10 protein-coding genes are annotated in these 17,034 nt (G+C 43.1%); all 10 read right to left on the bottom strand.

Annotated elements, in window-relative coordinates; translation table 11 throughout:
* Window positions 1–19: 19 nt before the first annotated feature.
* A complete protein-coding gene (locus tag H8S54_RS14625) occupies window positions 20–6,310 on the bottom strand; it encodes a SpaA isopeptide-forming pilin-related protein (RefSeq protein WP_186582104.1) in 6,291 nt (2,096 codons plus the stop codon).
* Window positions 6,311–6,385: 75 nt separating this feature from the next.
* The gene (locus H8S54_RS14620; protein WP_186582105.1) at window positions 6,386–8,452 is read right to left on the bottom strand and encodes a DNA topoisomerase 3; all 2,067 of its coding nucleotides are present in this window, start codon (window positions 8,450–8,452) and stop codon (window positions 6,386–6,388) included.
* A gap of 6 nt (window positions 8,453–8,458) precedes the next feature.
* Window positions 8,459–9,883 carry a CD1107 family mobile element protein gene (locus tag H8S54_RS14615; RefSeq protein ID WP_330600198.1) on the bottom strand — a complete coding sequence of 475 codons (1,425 nt, stop codon included), beginning with the start codon at window positions 9,881–9,883 and terminating at the stop codon, window positions 8,459–8,461.
* Complete coding sequence (locus H8S54_RS14610; protein ID WP_005344193.1) at window positions 9,837–10,139, bottom strand: DUF4315 family protein; 303 nt, start codon at window positions 10,137–10,139, stop codon at window positions 9,837–9,839. Before H8S54_RS14610 ends, H8S54_RS14615 begins: the two co-directional genes overlap by 47 nt.
* A 42-nt stretch (window positions 10,140–10,181) precedes the next feature.
* The gene (locus tag H8S54_RS19110; RefSeq protein ID WP_186582129.1) at window positions 10,182–12,983 is read right to left on the bottom strand and encodes a CD1108 family mobile element protein; all 2,802 of its coding nucleotides are present in this window, start codon (window positions 12,981–12,983) and stop codon (window positions 10,182–10,184) included.
* Window positions 12,984–13,001: 18 nt separating this feature from the next.
* Window positions 13,002–13,112, bottom strand: a complete 111-nt coding sequence (locus H8S54_RS14600) for a hypothetical protein (protein ID WP_008688066.1) — start codon at window positions 13,110–13,112, stop codon at window positions 13,002–13,004.
* 16 nt (window positions 13,113–13,128) lie between these two features.
* Window positions 13,129–15,585, bottom strand: a complete 2,457-nt coding sequence (locus H8S54_RS14595) for a VirB4-like conjugal transfer ATPase, CD1110 family (protein ID WP_186582106.1) — start codon at window positions 15,583–15,585, stop codon at window positions 13,129–13,131.
* On the bottom strand, window positions 15,467–15,931 hold the full coding sequence (locus tag H8S54_RS14590) for a PrgI family protein (protein WP_024720790.1): 465 nt from the start codon (window positions 15,929–15,931) through the stop codon (window positions 15,467–15,469). Before H8S54_RS14590 ends, H8S54_RS14595 begins: the two co-directional genes overlap by 119 nt.
* Before the next feature lie 23 nt (window positions 15,932–15,954).
* The gene (locus H8S54_RS14585) at window positions 15,955–16,824 is read right to left on the bottom strand and encodes a VirB6/TrbL-like conjugal transfer protein, CD1112 family (RefSeq protein ID WP_118383792.1); all 870 of its coding nucleotides are present in this window, start codon (window positions 16,822–16,824) and stop codon (window positions 15,955–15,957) included.
* 12 nt (window positions 16,825–16,836) lie between these two features.
* Window positions 16,837–16,998, bottom strand: coding sequence for a Maff2 family mobile element protein (locus H8S54_RS19440; RefSeq protein WP_083382882.1), 162 nt, complete (start codon window positions 16,996–16,998; stop codon window positions 16,837–16,839).
* Window positions 16,999–17,034: the final 36 nt, after the last annotated feature.

The raw sequence follows: 17,034 nt of genomic DNA, 5'->3' as shown, positions 1-17,034 counted from the left end.
ACCGTTGGTTTTAATTTCCTTATTTCCTTTTCCTGCTGATATAAAGTCCTGCCATACCTCCTGTGGAGATTACAAGAAGCAAGATTGGCAGCCAGATATTCGTGCTGTCACCTGTTTTCGGTGCGTTTGATACCTTTGTCTCTTCATGGGACTGTGGTATATCCGGTGTGTTCGGTGTTTCTGGAACTTCCGGTTTCTCATTTGTCAGATTAAAGGTAACTTCTACAACCGGTGTACTGTCATCTGCATAGGCAAATGTCACTTCATGCTTGGTCTGATCCAGTGTGTATCCGTCCAGTGTTTTTGTTTCCACCAGATAATACTTGATTGCTGTATCATATTTGCCGTTCTTAAATGTGGCAATCTCATACAGCTTACTTTCTGCATGACCGGCAGCGTCTGTCTTTAAGGTTTCCAGTACCTTTCCTTTGCTGTCACGGAGTTCAAATTCTACCCCTTTCAGCGGTTCTCCTGATGATTTATCTGTCTTATTGAGAATCACTTTTCCCTTGGCAGTGTCATCTTTCATAGCTACTTTCTGGATCTCTCCAGTATCCTTTACTTCAAAACTAACATCCGATGTCAGAAGATATCCTTTCGGTGCCTGCTCTTCACGTAAGGTATATTTACCGATTGGAAGTTTTTCGATATAGTGTGCTTCCTCTGTGGAAGTCCAGCTCTCTACTACCTGATCATCCTCATCGAGAATCGTCAGTTTCGCACCTGGAATCTCAGTTTCTCCTGTGATATCAGTCTTACTGATCTCTACTTTTGTCACATCATCTTTCATCTCATGCTTCTGAACCTCTGCTGTATTCTCTACTGTGAAAGTAATACTTTCTGCAGTGACATATCCATCTGCCGGTTTTGTCTCTGTCATGGTGTATTTCTTACCAACAACCAGTTCTTTGATCACATGGGATTCTTCCGTAGAAGTCCATTCATCTACTGTATTGCCATCTGAATCCGTTACTTTCAGGTGTGCACCTGGAAGTTCTTTACCTGTTGTCAGGTCTGTTTTGGACAGCTCCACTGTGGTTGGCTGATTTTCAAAAGTAAAGTCGTAGCTTACTTCTGCCTGGTCTTCTCCGGCATATTCAAAGGTAAATTCCTGTACTTCTTCTGTTGTAACAAATCCGTCCGGCGCAAAGATTTCTTTCACATAGTATTTTCCGTCTACCGGAAGATCTGCCGTAAAAGTAATCTGTCCTTTTTCATCCGTTACCCGCTGCTCGATCAGACTGTCTTTCTCAAGGAGTACCTCGCCCTTTGCATTTTTGATATCTTCACTGGTATAAAGACCAAAGACACCACCTGCAAGAACACGTTCTGTATCTTTTTCTTTCTTCAGAACCGTAACCTTTACTTTCTGACGGGCATTCTGCCATTTCTCATCATAAGTGATGACTGGTGTGTCCTGATCACGGTAGGAAAGGTCAACATATCTCGACTCTTTGTCCAGCACATAACCGTGAGCTGTTTTTACTTCCTTCACATAGTATTTTCCAGCCGGGAGATCTCCCATCTGTGCAATACCATTGGAATCTGTGGTAATGGTTCCTACTTTTTCATCTGCTTTGAAATAATCTTCACTGACACCATCTGCCGCTTTGATATCTTCCGCAGCAAATACATCGAAAGCCACATCTGAAAGGCTTCCGGTTACATACTCAAAAAGATGCTCCACGGTACCTTTTACATGATCCAAAAGTGTCACCTTATCCAGAAACTCTCCATTTTTGTTGATGATCAGAAGTCCTGTTGGAACTTCATCTTTCATCTCTACTTTCTGAATCTCGGCAGTATCTTCCAGTGTGAACTTCACATCCGTCGCTTTCAGATATCCATACGGTGCCATTTCCTCTCGAAGGGTGTATTCTTTACCCACAGTCAGTCGTTTGATCACATGTGGCTGATCTTTTACAGAAGTCCACTGATCCACAACATTTCCTTCTTTATCAAGAACGGTGAGTTTTGCCCCATCCAGTTCCACACCTGTTGTTACATCAGATTTTGTGATTTCAACTGTTGTCGGCTGGTTCTTTTTCACTGTTTTCAGTTTTACTGTCTTCACATCCTGCCCCTGGTAAGAAGCATCCAGATTCAGAACTTCATCAGAGGATACAAATCCCGCCGGTGCTTTTAACTCTTTCACATAATACTGTCCAAGCGGCAGATCCAGCGTACATGCTGCAAGACCATCGTTATCAGAAGTCATTTCCTGCAGAAGTGTATCTGCCTTTACAATGATCTCACCTTTCTCATTCTTCAGATCTTCTGTGTTATAGATGCCAAAGACAGCTCCTGCTACGGTTGCACCATTTTCTGCATCCTGTTTTTCTACCTGGATTGCAACTTTCTGGCGGTCATCGCCAACCATCACTTCCTGTTCGATCACAGGTGTATCCTGATCCGCATAGACAAATGAGACATCCGATCTGTCATGGTTCAGGACGAATCCTTCCGGTGCAGTCTTTTCTACCACATAGTAAGAACCAAGCGGCAGGTTATCAGCAACTGCTTTTCCGTCTTCCCCGGTCGTTACCGTTGTTACCAGTGCATCTTTTGCATAGATCAGCTGTCTGTTTCCGTTTTCATCTTTCTGATAATCCGGTGTATAGATATTTTCAGCTGCATAGACATGAAATGATGCACCCTTCAGGTATCTTTCTTCATAAACAAAATCCTTTTTAAATCCGGTCAGCATCTCACCTTTTTTATAGATCGTCAGCTTTCCTTTTACCGGATGGTTCTCGTAGTCTACCGTAATAATGGCATCTCCGCTCTCAGAATCCATCTGGTATGCTGTATTTGCATCCACCGCAATCTCTACATAGTTCTTATTGATTGTGTACCCTTCCGGTGCGTTGACTTCCTCAATCCGGTAATGTCCGATCTTCAGATTCTTCGGCATGATCAGATATCCCTGGCTGTCCGTAAAATAGGACTTGTGAGTAGTTGTCACTGGGTAAGTTGTTACCTGCTCCACATACTTCTTGTTGTCCAGGTCATATACCTTAAATTCTGTCCCGGCAATCAATACAGATTTCTTTGTTTCATCGTCTTTTTTCACGATTTTCAGTTTTGCCTTAAACTCTTCATCCAGAAGCACTCGCCAGATCTGTGGCTCGTTTGGATGATGTTCTGTGATATTCACTTCAAAATCATCGACTGGCTTGTAATTGTGCGGTGTTGTAGTTTCACGCACGATATAGCTTCCAAATGGTAATGGAATACTGCAGGCATACCCTTTTTCATCTGTGAAAATCTCAGTTGCTCCATTTTCTCCACTCACTACTGGTTTGGCAGAATCAAAATCATAGCTTCCATCTGCTTTCTTTGTAAGGGAAGATTTCAGATAAACTGTAAATCCGGCTCCGGATAACAGATCTGCATCGGTCTTTCCATTGTTGGCTGCTTTGATGATCTGAAATGGCTGTTTGATGACCTGCTCACTGGAAGTGCACTCTCTTTTTACTTCTGCTGTCATATCTCCTTCATAACTGCACACAAGATCATGCTCTTCTGTATCTGCCAGGTATCCGGTCGGCGGTGTGATCTCTTTGACATAATATTTGCCAAGATATAAACCTTTTACAGAAGACTGTCCTTTGTCATCTGTTGTAAGAGATGCTACCTGTTCTCCTGCTTTATAAATAGTTCCAGTTGCTCCGTCCGGATGCACGATATCTTCACGGGCATACAGACCATAAACCGCACCTTTCAGTGTGGCATCTCCCTGTGGTACTGCTTTTCCTGTTTCTTTATCAACTTTGAATAAATTGATCTTTGCTGTCACACGGTCATTGCTGAAGGTATGGGCAAATAATACGGTTGCTTCTTTATCATTGGTGTAAGAAAACTTGAACGTATACACATCTTCTGTATTTCTTACATAGCCTTCCGGCGCCTGATCTTCTTTTACGGAATAGGAATATCCAATCGGAAGATCTGCTGTGAATTTTGCAGTTCCATCTGCTCCAGTAGTTGCTTTCTCAATCAGTGTTCCTTTTTTCACAACAACGGTTCCGTCTGCATTTCTAATATCATCGGATGCATACAGAGCAAAAATACCGCCATTCAGTGGTTTCTTTGTATCTTTATCCTGTTTTACTACGGAAACATCTGCTTTCTGTCTTTCGTTGTTAAAAGTCACATCTGCAAATACAACTTCTTTATTCTGTCCGGCATAAGTCAGAGTCACTGGCTTTTCTTCGCTGCCGTTATAGAAATTGTCCGGTGCTTTTGCTTCTTTCACCACATAGCTTCCAAGATGCAGGTTCTTCAGTGTAACAGAACCATTCTCTCCCGTAGTCAGATTATCTTTTACCAGGTCACCTTTGCTGTACACTTTTGTGCCATAAGCAGTTACGATATCTGCCCCGGCATACACGTTATACACTGCATTTTTCTGTCTGCGGTTTTCATACTGGAATACCGTTCCATTTTCACTGACATCTGCTCCGGTAAGAACCTGTCCTTCTTTGTAAATGGTAAGCTCTGCCAGCTGTTCCTTATTTTCCACAGTTACCGATGAGGTTTTACTTGCTACCAGTTTTACATTTGTTGCCGTTGCATTTACCACATATCCCTGTGGTGCGGTGATCTCTTTCAGATAAACAGTATCCTGTGTCTTGATGATCGTAACAGAAGATTTTCCATTCTTATCTGTTGCCGGCATCTGAATGATCAGCTTTGTACAAGCCTCATCGCTGTATACACCGAACACTGCACCTGCAAGATTAACATCCGCTGTATCGTCTTTCTTTACGATTTCGATCGTAGCCTGTTCAATCCAGGACACCTTTAAGCTTACATATTTTTCATCAGCGACACCTTCTCCAAACACAAATGCCAGATCCTGAACACTTGCATTCGTAGTCAGTTTATATGCTGAATAATCTTTTGTAATACTTCCCTTCATTTTTGCAGAAAAAGTAGCACTTACATCTCTTGTCTGTGTCAGAGGAGCTGAAAGATAAAACGTGGTTCCGCCTCCAATTGTTACGCTTGCACCTGCCGCACTTACATTTCCAGTAGATACATTATAAAGCTTCACTCCCTTTGGTAAGTCCATTGTGATTTTCTGCTGGGAAGATGCATTGAACTTAATGTTCTCCGTTCTCTGAACATTTCCATCTACATAAGCTTTTACATTCGGTTTGGAAAATGACATCGCTACATCTGGTATTTCCGGCTTATTTGCACAATAATTATAGAGTTCTTTTGCCAAAGCCTCGCCTGTAGCATTTGTTCCATAGAATGCATCACTGCTTCCATTGGCATAAGATGCAGCCATGTGAATAATGATGAATCTTTTTCCTTCTGAAAAATCCGTGTGTTTATTCGCAAAAAAACTTTCGCTTCCTGCGGCATCTGTACCGTAATAACACACTTTTGCTAACGCCTGATTGTCCCCGATCTTTGTGATTGTATAATTTCCAGATCCTGGTCCTGGTTTTGCCGGCTGTACACAATACGCAGTTGCTCTGACGCTTCCGTAGCTGATATAGTACGGCTCTGTCAGATAGGTTCCAAGATTATAATCTGCATATCTATACAGAGGTCCTTTTTCGATTGTTACCTGCTGTGTACTTCTTGCTGAATAAGCCAAAACTGCTTCAAATGTTGCAATCTCTCCCTCTTCCATAGAATCAAGATCCACACCTTCGTCTCCTGCCTGTTCCAAAACATCGTGAAGCTCTAACCCGGATTCTTCATCATAGGTATCCTGATTCTGTGCCTGCTCTACTAAATCATCAAATTCATCAGCATCAATATCGGTAATTTCCGAGTCTGATTCTGAATCCTCCGCTTCTTCTGTCTGCTGTTCACTGCCAGCTGTTTCAGATTCGGTTACTGCTTCGCTCCCTGCAGTTTCTGTCTGCACTTCTGTTTCTTTCTCACGCACAATCAGCTTTCGGCTGATCTGATACTTCGGATGCTCCTGATTTACCGGTTCCACATAATAGACCGCTTTGTAAGTGTCCACATGATCTGTCGTAAAATCCTCATTCTTGTCGTTCTTTGCTTCCTCAAATGTGACTTTAACCTTTTCATCATCCTTGATTTCCAGTCCTGTGTAGTCTGATTTCACATCAAATACACTGCCTGTTTCAAGTTCATAATCTTTGGCAGTCACCACCTCCTCTTCATCCAGAAGGTCTTTCACTTCCTCATAAAGTGGCGGTTTTTCCTCTGGCTGGATCTCCGCTGCATATGCAGTCATCGGAGACAACACTGTACTAAGCATTGTCATGCCTGCCAGCAATCCAGATACTACTTTCCTAAAATTACCTTTTTTCTTCATGCTAAGGTCCTCTCTTTCATAATATTTGTATGAAAACAGACAGTCCTTAGACTGCCTGCAATACATTACTTATCGTTATGGGAAAATCAGATTGAACTGCACATTTCCCTCGCCGGGATCAATCATTTCCACAGTTGCTTCATACTGTCTCCCTGTTTTTCTGGATACCAGATCCTTATAATGGATTTTTCCTTTAGACAGGAACTTCTTTGCTGCCGCCTTATCCATCTTTTTCCCCTGGCTTGCAAGGAATTTATCATTCTTCCATAAGGTAAAAGCACAGTTCCGGTCGGAACAGTAAAAGTTTACTTTTCCTTCCCTGACATCAGCTCCACATCGGGGACATTTGCCAATGACTTCCCCTTTTGCTTTTCCCTGAAACTGCTCTTTCTTTTCTTCTGAAATAGCCTGATATCTGGCAACCAGTTCCTGCATCAGCTCTGTAATCCCATTTAGGAATTCATCTGCTGTCTCTGTATTCTGGGCAATGTGATTCAATGCCATTTCCCACTCTGCTGTCATCTTCGGAGATTTAATCTCATCCGGCAAAACCGTAATCAGTACATTGCCATCATCTGTCGGCACCAGATTTTTCTTTTCCCTTTTCACAAAACCAGACTGAATCAGTTTTTCAATGATTGCTGCCCTTGTTGCCGGAGTACCAAGTCCTTTCTTTTCCGTATCTTCGGTCAGTTCTTCATTCCCAGCACGTTCCATCGCAGAAAGCAGGGTATCTTCTGTGTACTGTTTCGGTGGCTGTGTAAAATGCTCCGATACAAAAGAATCACAAGGACCGTAATGCTTACCTGCCCAGATATCCAGCTCCGGCTCTTCTTTCTCACTCTTTACGCCAAAGAACTGTTTCATTTTATTTTCGATTGCCTTGAATCCTTCCTGCTTTGTTTTCTTTGCCGTGAGATAAAACGTATGATAATTACAGGTAATCTGGCTTTTATGGCTTTCATAAATATAAGGATCTGCAGTTGCTGTCAGTACCCTGGCACTGATCAGATACAAAATCTTGCGGTTTCGCTCTTTCAGTTTACCTATATCTGCCTTTGCTACTTCCATGGTCGGGATAATTGCATGGTGATCAGATACTTTCTTTGAATTTAATACCTTACTCACGTCCGGTTGATATTCCAGGCTTTCAGCATAAGGCATTTCCCCAAGTAACATCTGAATCAGAGTTTCTGTGCTTTCTCCCATCTCATCTGTCAGATACTGGCTGTCTGTTCTCGGATAAGTGACAAGCTTCTGCTCATACATCTCCTGCACTGCATCCAATGTCTGCTGTGCGGTATAGCCAAACATTCTGTTAGCTTCCCTCTGAAGGGTGGTCAGATCATAAAGCTTCGGAGGGCGGACTGTTTTCTCTTTCACATCATCCTTTTCCACTTCGCACATCCGCTCCAGGCAGTCCGCAGCCACTTTATCTGCATCCTCTTTTTTCTGAAAATGCTCTGTAACTGCATCCATATCATCAAACTTGATATGAGCCATATAATATTTTTCTTTGGTAAATTCCTTGATCTTCTGATTTCGATCCACGATCATGGCAAGTGTTGGTGTCTGCACTCTTCCGACTTTCAGATTCTGGTTATACAGAACGGAAAAAAGACGGCTCGCATTGATTCCCACCAGCCAGTCTGCCTTTGCCCTGCAAAGTGCTGACTGATAGAGACTGTCATAACACGAACCGTCTTTTAATGACGCAAATCCATCTTTAATTGCCTGTTCTTCCATGGAAGAAATCCAGAGCCGCTTCATCGGCTTTTTGCATCCTGCCTGCTCATACACCAGACGAAAGATTAACTCTCCTTCACGTCCTGCATCAGTAGCACAGATCACTTCATCTACATTGGAATCTCTCATCAGTTTTTTCAAGATTCCGTACTGCTTCTTTGTTCCATCCAAAACCTTGTGTCTCCAGCATTCCGGCACAATCGGCAGATCTTCATATCTCCATTTTTTATATTTTTCATCGTATTCCGATGCATCGCATAATCCAACTAGATGTCCTACGCACCAGGAAACGATATAACCGTTTCCCTCCACGTAGCCATCTTTTCTTGTTCTGGCTCCCAGTACCGAAGCCAGTGCCATCGCAACCGATGGCTTTTCTGCAATCACTAATTTCATTTACTCCTACTCCTCTTCTTCATCTTCCAGTACATCATCATTGAAATCTTCATCTCTCAGGATTTCCGGTTCTGCACTTTCTTCCTGCTCATCTGCATCGTCTACTTCCCGTTTTTCTGACTCTGAATCTTCGGATTCATCTTCATCCTCTTCCATCTCATCCTCGTCATCATATTCATGCTTTGGTTTATAGACTTTGAAGTAATATCCTCCTGCCGCAGCTCCGACTGCTACCAGCGCAATCAGAAGATACGTTCCAAATGGGCTTTTATCTTCTGGCATCTGGATTTCATCCTCCACCTTATCTTTCTCATCTGTCTCTGTCGTTTCCGGTTTTTCTTCCTCTGCTTTTTTCTCTGGTTCTGCATAAACCGTATCCACTTCCGGAAGTGTCACCGAATCAGAAAGTGTAAAGTTCATCAGATCTTTTTCACTGACTTCTGTAAGAAAATACACATTATCCTGAGATTTTGAATTGTCGATGATCAGATAAAAAATCTTACCACTCTTAGTTGAAATGGTATAAAACTCTTTTGTGCCTTCCGTAGCCGTTTTGGTAACAGAATCTGCTGTCTCGCCTTCTTTATTAAGCTGTTCCTCAATACCTGTCACTGTCCGATCATCCACAGTTCCTTTTGCATCTGTTGGCTCAGATGCCTGCGCATCCTGCGGAAGCGGTGAAGTCGTTGTTTTCTCAGTCCCAGTTGCATCTGCACTGGTCGTGGTTGCCATTGCACCATTACTGTCACTGGAAGTTTTCTGTTTCTCTGCCTGCTTCTTTGCCCATTCATAATAAGGATTCTGCAACACATACTTTTCAGAAGTATTTCCGGCACCATCCGTTACCGTGATTTCAATCTGTTTTGTTGTAAAATCTTTCTGTGTCAGTTGCACTCTCAGCATTCCATCCTTCAGATCTGTATAAGTGGTGCCATTAACTGTCACAGAAGTAATGCCGGAAACGGTATCATTTCCCTGAATCGTCAGTACACCATCTGTCAGAGATGCAGAAAGCGTAGGCTTTTCTGTGTCATAACACTTAATAGAGCGATTCTGCTCATAGACCTTCCCCTCACCATCTGTCACACGGACATACACTGTCTGGTTTCCAGTGATCGTGATACTTCCGCTTCCGGTTACATCCTGCCAGCTCCCATCTTTTCCTGCTTTTGCTTCAATTTTTGCTATTGAGAAACCATCCGGCATATGGCTGGCATCTACCGTAACAGCAATGGTTGTTTCTCCCTGTTTCCAGCCATCCGGTTTCTCAATCGTGATTGCAGGTGTTGTATTCTCAGCTGCATAAGCAGTCTGTGTCTGGAGCAAAGGTGTTGTCAGGCAAAGAAATGTCGTTGCTGCAAGCAAGCTCTTTTTTACCCTGCTTTTAGTAATTGTTCTCTTCTTCTGTTTCATTTTTTCCAGATTCATCATCGGCTTTTGTTTCCTCCTTCTGTATTTCTACCCTGCCGGGCAGTTCATTTTTCATTCTCTTTTTGAAAGCTTCTAATTCCGGAATACTCATATCCATCGCACGGATAATTTTTACAATTTCCAGATTTTCCGCTTCTGTTTTTGCTATCTCCGCAGCCTTGAACCGCTTTAAATCTGCTTCATATCTGGCTTTGGAAGCTTCCATTTTCTCTTTGGCTTTCTCATAATCTGCCGTAGCTTTTTCAAGACTTTTCATCGGTTCTCCTTTCCGGACGGCTGATGCAGCCGCCCTTTTTTCTTACCATCGTCCAAATCCATAGAAATGGCTCTGCCAGTATGGGGAATTGATGGACGTATACTGCACCGGATGTCCACAATGGATCATCTGACCATTGCCTACATAGATTCCGATATGCGTTACCGGCTCCCCTGCGTCGTAAGTTCCAGTAAAGAAAATCAAATCTCCCGGCTGCGCCTCCGACTGGGATACTGGTGTACAAATGTTGTACAGTCCCTGTGCTGTTAATCTTCCTGTATTCCTTACACCAGAGTTTGTCAGACAGTAGCTTACAAATCCAGAACAATCGAATCCACTTGGGGAATATCCACCCCACACATATGGTGTTCCGAGATATCTCGCTGCTTCATTTAACAAACGCTGTGCTGCTTCACTGGTATATTCATTTCCGCCAAATCCTGCCCCTTCTCCTGTTTCCAGATAAAAGATCGGATTTAACCGCTCTCCATTTTTCAGAAGTTCAATATGAAGATGGCTTCCTGTGGAATTTCCAGTATTTCCTACAAGACCTATCTCATCACCTTTCGTGACGGATGCTCCTGCAGATACACTCCGGCTGCTTAAATGTGCATACCGCAGTTCATAGCCTTTACTGTCCTTGATCACAACATAATTGCCATAGCTGTCGTTATAAGCAGAAGTTGTAACCGTTCCGGTCAGCCCTGCCATTACTGTTGTCCCTTCCGGTGCTCCGATATCCATACCATTATGAAGCTGATTTGCTCCTGATATTGGATGAATCCTGTATCCATAATAGCTGGTCACACTGGAATACCAGTTAAAATCAACCGGTGTTGCAAACATCTGCAAGTTGCCTTTTGTATCGTTGTAGGCACTGAACAGTTCTTTCTGGAAAAATCCCAGCCTGTCCTGACAGATTGACATCAGGTTTCCACTATTTAAGGTGACATTCAGCACATCTACATCTCTTGTCCTGGTCACTTCCACTTCATTGCTTCCATTATCATCTGCCAGATAACATTCCCATGTTTGATGTCCATGTGCAGATGCTGCCGCATGACTGTCATAATAGACATCAAACTGTACACCGTATCTTGCGAAAGCTCCGGTATCTTCTACAGTATATTCGACACCATTCATAACTACCTTTGTTCCCATTGGTACAAACGGATTGGAAGCATCTACCGCTAAGGTATGATTGGCAGTTGGATATGCTCCACTGGCAGTCGGTCCTCCGCTCCAAATACCACAACAAATTGGGCAGTTACAATACCCACTGGTCACAACCTGTCCCAAAGATTCTCCAACTCTTACAGTTGCTGTCTCTGTCACAGTCTCATTGACTGCTTCTGTTTCTAACCGATACTGCAATGCAAAAAGAGCATCCAGTTCTGGCTTTACCTGTTCAAAGGTAAATTCTTCATACTTTGCTGACAGATAACTGATCAGGATAAACGGATCATGCTCAATAGGTCCGATGTTATATCGGTATTCCTCATGTCCCGGTTCTTCAGATTCCATGTTGTTGATCCGCTCCTGCAGATTAGCTTCCAGCTGTGTGTAATACAGTTCCGCTTCCCGGATTGCCTGATCCGATGACAGATAACTGGTTCCGGTATAAGTGATCACATTTTGTAAAAACACTGCAGAGCAAGACGTGACATTCGTTATGATCAGAAACATCAATCCGATTAGAACTGCTACACTGATATACACCTTCCGGTTTTCTTTAAAGAAGTTGGTGACCTTACCGCCAATCTTCTTAATATAATCAATCGTACCTTTTGTAGCTGTTCCTACTGTCTGTTCACTTCGCTTCGCTTTGGCATAATCCCGTTTGATCTGTTGCTTCTGAATCTGTTTTTTCAGCTTCTTCTGCTCCTGATGGGCTGCGGCCTGTGCCTGTTTCTCTTCCTGTCTTTCAAGTCTGCTTCTTTTTCTGGATGCCCTCTGTTTCCTGCGTCTTGCACTTCTCTGTTCCAGCCGGTAAACACCTTCGCCGCTTTCTTCTAACTTATGGGCACCTTCTACCGCCGCATTATCGTCTTCATTTTTGCTGATCTCACGGTGCAATGCTGCGGAAGTTGCACTACCTGCTTTCTTGACAACAGAAGTTTTTTCTGTTTTCACAGATTCCCCTTCGCCAAACTTCAAGCGGGATTTCTTCTTTTCAGGAGCTTCTCCATCATTTGCCTGATAGACCTGTGCCTTCTTGGAATGTTGCTTTGCTTCCTTCTTCTTTTTGGCTTCCTCATAAGAAAACTTTTTGGCTTTTTCCTTCTGTTTCTGATGGCGGAAATTGACTCCATCCGCATCCATCTGGTTCAACTTCTCCATATCTTTATCATTTTTCACAGAAGCACCAGTCTCCTCATAAGCAAATTTCAAACGCTGCTTTTGTTTTGGCTTTTTGCTGCCACCTGTCTGATTTCTCCGGCTGTCTCCTCTGTTTTCTGATAGATCCGCACGTTTTTCTTTCAGTCTCCCTGACTGTCCGGCTTCGGATTTTTCTGCAAGTCTGGATTCTTTTCCGACTTCAGCACGGATTCTTTTTCTATTTTGCTGTTTACTACTCTGTCCAAGATCCTCACTTTGCTTCTCTGTCCGTATCAGTTCCGGTGCATCTCTGGATTTTTGCACAGAGGGACGAATATTTTTCCCACTCCGTTCAGACTGGCGGGGAGACTTATCCACAAGGTTTTCTTCTTTTTCCCCCTGTTTTCTTCCCATCTGCACATCACTGGCACGGTTACTGACACGAACAGAAGATTTATCTGTCAGGTTTTCTTCCACCAGACCATCCTTGGTCATCTTTTGGACTTTCTTGTCCCTGACTTTCATTCTCTGTTCTGCCACTACTTACTCCTCCTTCTTCGGATACCCTTTCCCTGCCTGTAATAAGCAGAGAAAAGCGATGCCGAAAACAGCACCGCCACTAAAAGTTAATACATATGAAATTGCTCGTAACATTGTTTTCTCCTTTGATTTAACCTGCTTCGGAAGTCTCCTCTAAGCGGGTTGTCATGATTTTATAGAGGGAATTCTTCGGGAATCTGTCTACAAATGGGATAATGACATTTCCATAGAACAAAAGTCCTTCCCCCTCATTACTGTTGGTTACATAGGACAGCTGGGTTGGTGAGATATTCAGCTGTTTTGCCAGAATCTGCCTGTCTCCGGATGCCTGGTTGAGCATATAGATAAAATCAGAGTTTTCAAAAATATTCTCGATTTCCCTGGAAGCTAAAAGATCCTTAATGTTCTGGGTAATTCCTGTCGGAATACCGCCCCATTTACGGAATCGCTTCCAGATTTCCACGCTGTAGGCTGCTGTCTGTTCTTCTTTTAAGAGAAGATGGAATTCATCCACATAGTAACGGGTGGATTTATGAGCGGAACGGTTGATCGTCACTCGGTTCCATACCTGGTCCTGCACAATCAGCATCCCGATCTTCTTCAGCTGTTTTCCAAGCTCCTTGATATCAAAACATACGATACGGTTGTTGATGTCCACATTTGTGCGATGATTAAATACATTTAGGGAACCTGTAACGTAAATCTCCAATGAAGTTGCCAGACGCTGTGCTTCCGGCTCTTCCTGTTTCCGCAACAGATTATATAAATCCTCCAGTATCGGCATCTTCTCTGGCACCGGATCAGCGAGATATTCCTGATAGACCAGCCGCACACAACGGTCAATGATCGTTTTTTCTACCGGCTCCAGTCCATTCTTTCCGCCAACAATCAACTCACACAGAGATAAAATAAAATCTGCTTTTAATGACAGCGGATTGTCTTCCTCGGAATAATTCAGGTTCAGATCCATCGGATTGATATACTGGTCAGATACCGGTGAAACCCGAACCACCTGTCCATGCAGCGCCTGCACAAGTGCCGAATACTCGGCTTCTGGATCGCAGACAATGATATCGTCTTCCGTAATCAGAAAACAGTTCGTAATTTCCCTCTTTGCTGAAAATGACTTACCAGAACCTGGTGTACCAAGAATCAGTCCATTTGGGTTCTTCAGGCGTTTCCGATCAACCATGATCATGTTGTTGGATAACGCATTCAATCCATAATAAAGAGCTTCCCCTTCCTGAAACAGTTCCTGTGTCGTAAATGGCACAAAGATTGCGGTTGATGATGTGGTAAGCCCTCTCTGAATTTCAATTCGATTGACTCCAAGCGGAATACAGGACATGAGTGCTGCTTCCTGCTGATAATCCAGCTGTTTTAAGGAACAGTTATATTTCTGTGCGATTCCCTGTACCTGGAAAATATTATTCTCCAGCTTCTGCCGCTTCTTTGCGGTATTCATAACCAGAACCGTCACAAGGAACATTCGCTCATTTCTGGACTGCAGATCTTCCAGCAGGTTTTTCGCCTCTTCTCCATAGGTTACAAGGTCCGATGGAAGCACGTCCATATCATAACCGGAACGTACTGCCCGCTTCTGCTCTTCAATCTTCATCTTATCCAGATCTGAAATCTTGCTCTTGATCATCTTAATCGCAGAACTCTGGTCAATGGACTGGATATGAATGTTGACATTGATGCTGTCATCCACATCCAGGAAATCTGCAAGCATCCGGTCTGTCAGCTCCGGTGCAAGAATCTGCAGGTAACTTACACTTCCCATCGTTCTTCCCATCAAAAATGTCTGATTCTTGGAAAAGTTAAAGGAAGTCGGTGCAATAAAATCTTTGGTTTTTAATCCGGTTTCCGGCAGCATCTTATACTGGAACTTAAATGGTTCGATCCGATCCTGGTTGAACACATGATACAGAATCTCAAGCCTTTCCAGTCCATTCAAGGAATGTGCCTGTGCTCCCAGAACCTTAAAGTTGTTTAAGATATCTGTTTCGATTCTTTCAAGTCTTGGTCTTGCTACCTTCAGACTCTCTGCTTCGATTCCAAAAGTGATATACTTCGTCTTTACCAGACCATTATTTCCCTTGGAAAGCTGATTTTTCAGCATAGTACGGTACTCTTCACGAATGGCATTAAAGTCATCCGTCTGATCCGGAATATCAATGCTTTTTTCAAATTCTGCCACATCCACCTGCTGATTGATGAAGGACAGCTGCACACTGATGGAAGAATCAAAGTAATTTAAGAAATCACAGTAATTCTCAAATATCGTGGTCTTATCCTCGTTTAAAGCAAGCTGATAATTGATGTCGTAAAACTGAATCGTCTTGGAGAAAAAGGTCTTTGTCACCTGGCAGATACCATCCTGCAACATCCGAATATACGGAATACTCTGCTGTGCAGTTGTAGGAATGCTTTTCTGTTTCCTGCGGTCCCGTTCCTGTTTCTTCTTACGCTTTTCCTGTTCTCTTTCTTTTCTGCTTTTTTTGTTTCTTCTTTCCTGACGGTTTCTTTTTTCCGCCAGGGACAGACGCTCCTGCTGAGTCTCCTGCTTTGTCTTTTTTGCCATCCGGCACACCCTCCTTTTTTACAAGGGTGGAAATCTCCTGATAAAAATTTTCTGTCTTATATGGTCTTACTGCCGGACAGATAAACTTCTGTCGAATGATATTTGCCACCACTTTTTCAAAGGGAAGTCCGTCTTTTTCATACATTGCCATGAAGAAAAACGGAAGCATGATCGTTACCATCAAAATGGCAGCAATACTGGAACCGATTGGTTTTCTCATGAACAGATAAAACGGAATTCCCACAACTGCGGCAAGTGAAAAGAAAATCAGCTGCCGCTTTGTCAGATTTAATGCTACTTTTGTTTTGACCTTGGTAAGGTCTTTTGGTACTGGTACATACGCCATGGTATGCGCTCCTTTCCTGCCCGCTAGTGGGCATTGAATATAGATTTGCTAAGGCTTCCGGTCTTGAATAATGAAAATGCAAGAATCACGGTATAAGCCGCTACTGAAAACATAGCTGCATGAAGATCACTGGATATGGTCATTGCATTTACTAAAACTGCATAAATTCCCACACAGACCATCATGAAGAATCCCTGAAATGCCAGTGCGAACAAGCCTTTTAAATAGTTGTTTCCGATATTGCCCCATTCCTTATTGGTCATGGTGGCAAACGGAATTGGTGCTATGGAAGTATAAAGGTAAATTTCTATCATTCTTCCGAACAAGATTACCGTAATGATAATTGACAGAATGTGCATGGTAACACTGATCAACATCGTTTCCATGGATAGCAGGAACAAATCCCCTAACTCCATATCCTCCAGGGCATCCACAATCCGTGAAATTGCTTCCGTTGCATCCACCGCAGTGTTTCCTGATATCACCCCGGCGGCATTGTTGACCACATGCTGGCCAACGTCAAAGACCGCCATCGTGATATTGAACGTATTTGTCACCAGATAAATAGCTACATACGCTTTGAAGATCCAGAGGAAAATATTGTAAGTCTCAAATTCATGGAAATTGTTTTTCTGTGTTACCATCGTGATCAATTCATAGCACAGGACAAAGGTGATGATCAGTCCCGCAATGGGGACAATCACCGTTTGGGATATATTCTGAATCAGATTAAAAATCCCTGCATTCCATCCCTGCGGTGTCTGTCCCACCTGCCCGGCTATGGTTCCCACCTGCTCATTGACAGACGTGAACATGTTATCCAAACATGACTTGATAAGCCCGATCAGGATATCCTTTATCGCTTCCGTAATTCTCTCAATGATGGTGTTCATCTACCACTCCTCTTAAGAGAACAATGTTGCCAGCTGTGGAATCAGGGTAGTTCCCAGCAGCATGATTCCGGCACCAGCCATCAGCTGTTTGATGCCCTGGCTTTTTACTGATGTGCGATAAAGAAGTAATAGAAGTGTAAAAAATTTTGCCGTTCCTATCCGGCACTTGCGCATTGTGTCGGATAGGTCGGGCGGTTATTCGGGCAAGTC

The organism is Blautia segnis (assembly GCF_014287535.1).
GTDB lineage: Bacteria > Bacillota > Clostridia > Lachnospirales > Lachnospiraceae > Blautia_A > Blautia_A acetigignens.
This window is presented reverse-complemented; position numbering and strand designations above follow the sequence as displayed.

What these genes read in the sequence shown, in the direction of transcription:
- H8S54_RS14615 (WP_330600198.1), bottom strand. Translation starts at nt 9,883, where the DNA reads ATGATGAATCTGGAAAAAATGAAACAGAAGAAGAGAACAATTACTAAA.
- H8S54_RS14610 (WP_005344193.1), bottom strand. Translation starts at nt 10,139, where the DNA reads ATGAAAAGTCTTGAAAAAGCTACGGCAGATTATGAGAAAGCCAAAGAG.
- H8S54_RS14620 (WP_186582105.1), bottom strand. Translation starts at nt 8,452, where the DNA reads ATGAAATTAGTGATTGCAGAAAAGCCATCGGTTGCGATGGCACTGGCT.
- H8S54_RS14595 (WP_186582106.1), bottom strand. Translation starts at nt 15,585, where the DNA reads ATGGCAAAAAAGACAAAGCAGGAGACTCAGCAGGAGCGTCTGTCCCTG.
- H8S54_RS19110 (WP_186582129.1), bottom strand. Translation starts at nt 12,983, where the DNA reads ATGAAAGTCAGGGACAAGAAAGTCCAAAAGATGACCAAGGATGGTCTG.
- H8S54_RS14600 (WP_008688066.1), bottom strand. Translation starts at nt 13,112, where the DNA reads ATGTTACGAGCAATTTCATATGTATTAACTTTTAGTGGCGGTGCTGTT.
- H8S54_RS14625 (WP_186582104.1), bottom strand. Translation starts at nt 6,310, where the DNA reads ATGAAGAAAAAAGGTAATTTTAGGAAAGTAGTATCTGGATTGCTGGCA.
- H8S54_RS14585 (WP_118383792.1), bottom strand. Translation starts at nt 16,824, where the DNA reads ATGAACACCATCATTGAGAGAATTACGGAAGCGATAAAGGATATCCTG.
- H8S54_RS19440 (WP_083382882.1), bottom strand. Translation starts at nt 16,998, where the DNA reads ATGCGCAAGTGCCGGATAGGAACGGCAAAATTTTTTACACTTCTATTA.
- H8S54_RS14590 (WP_024720790.1), bottom strand. Translation starts at nt 15,931, where the DNA reads ATGGCGTATGTACCAGTACCAAAAGACCTTACCAAGGTCAAAACAAAA.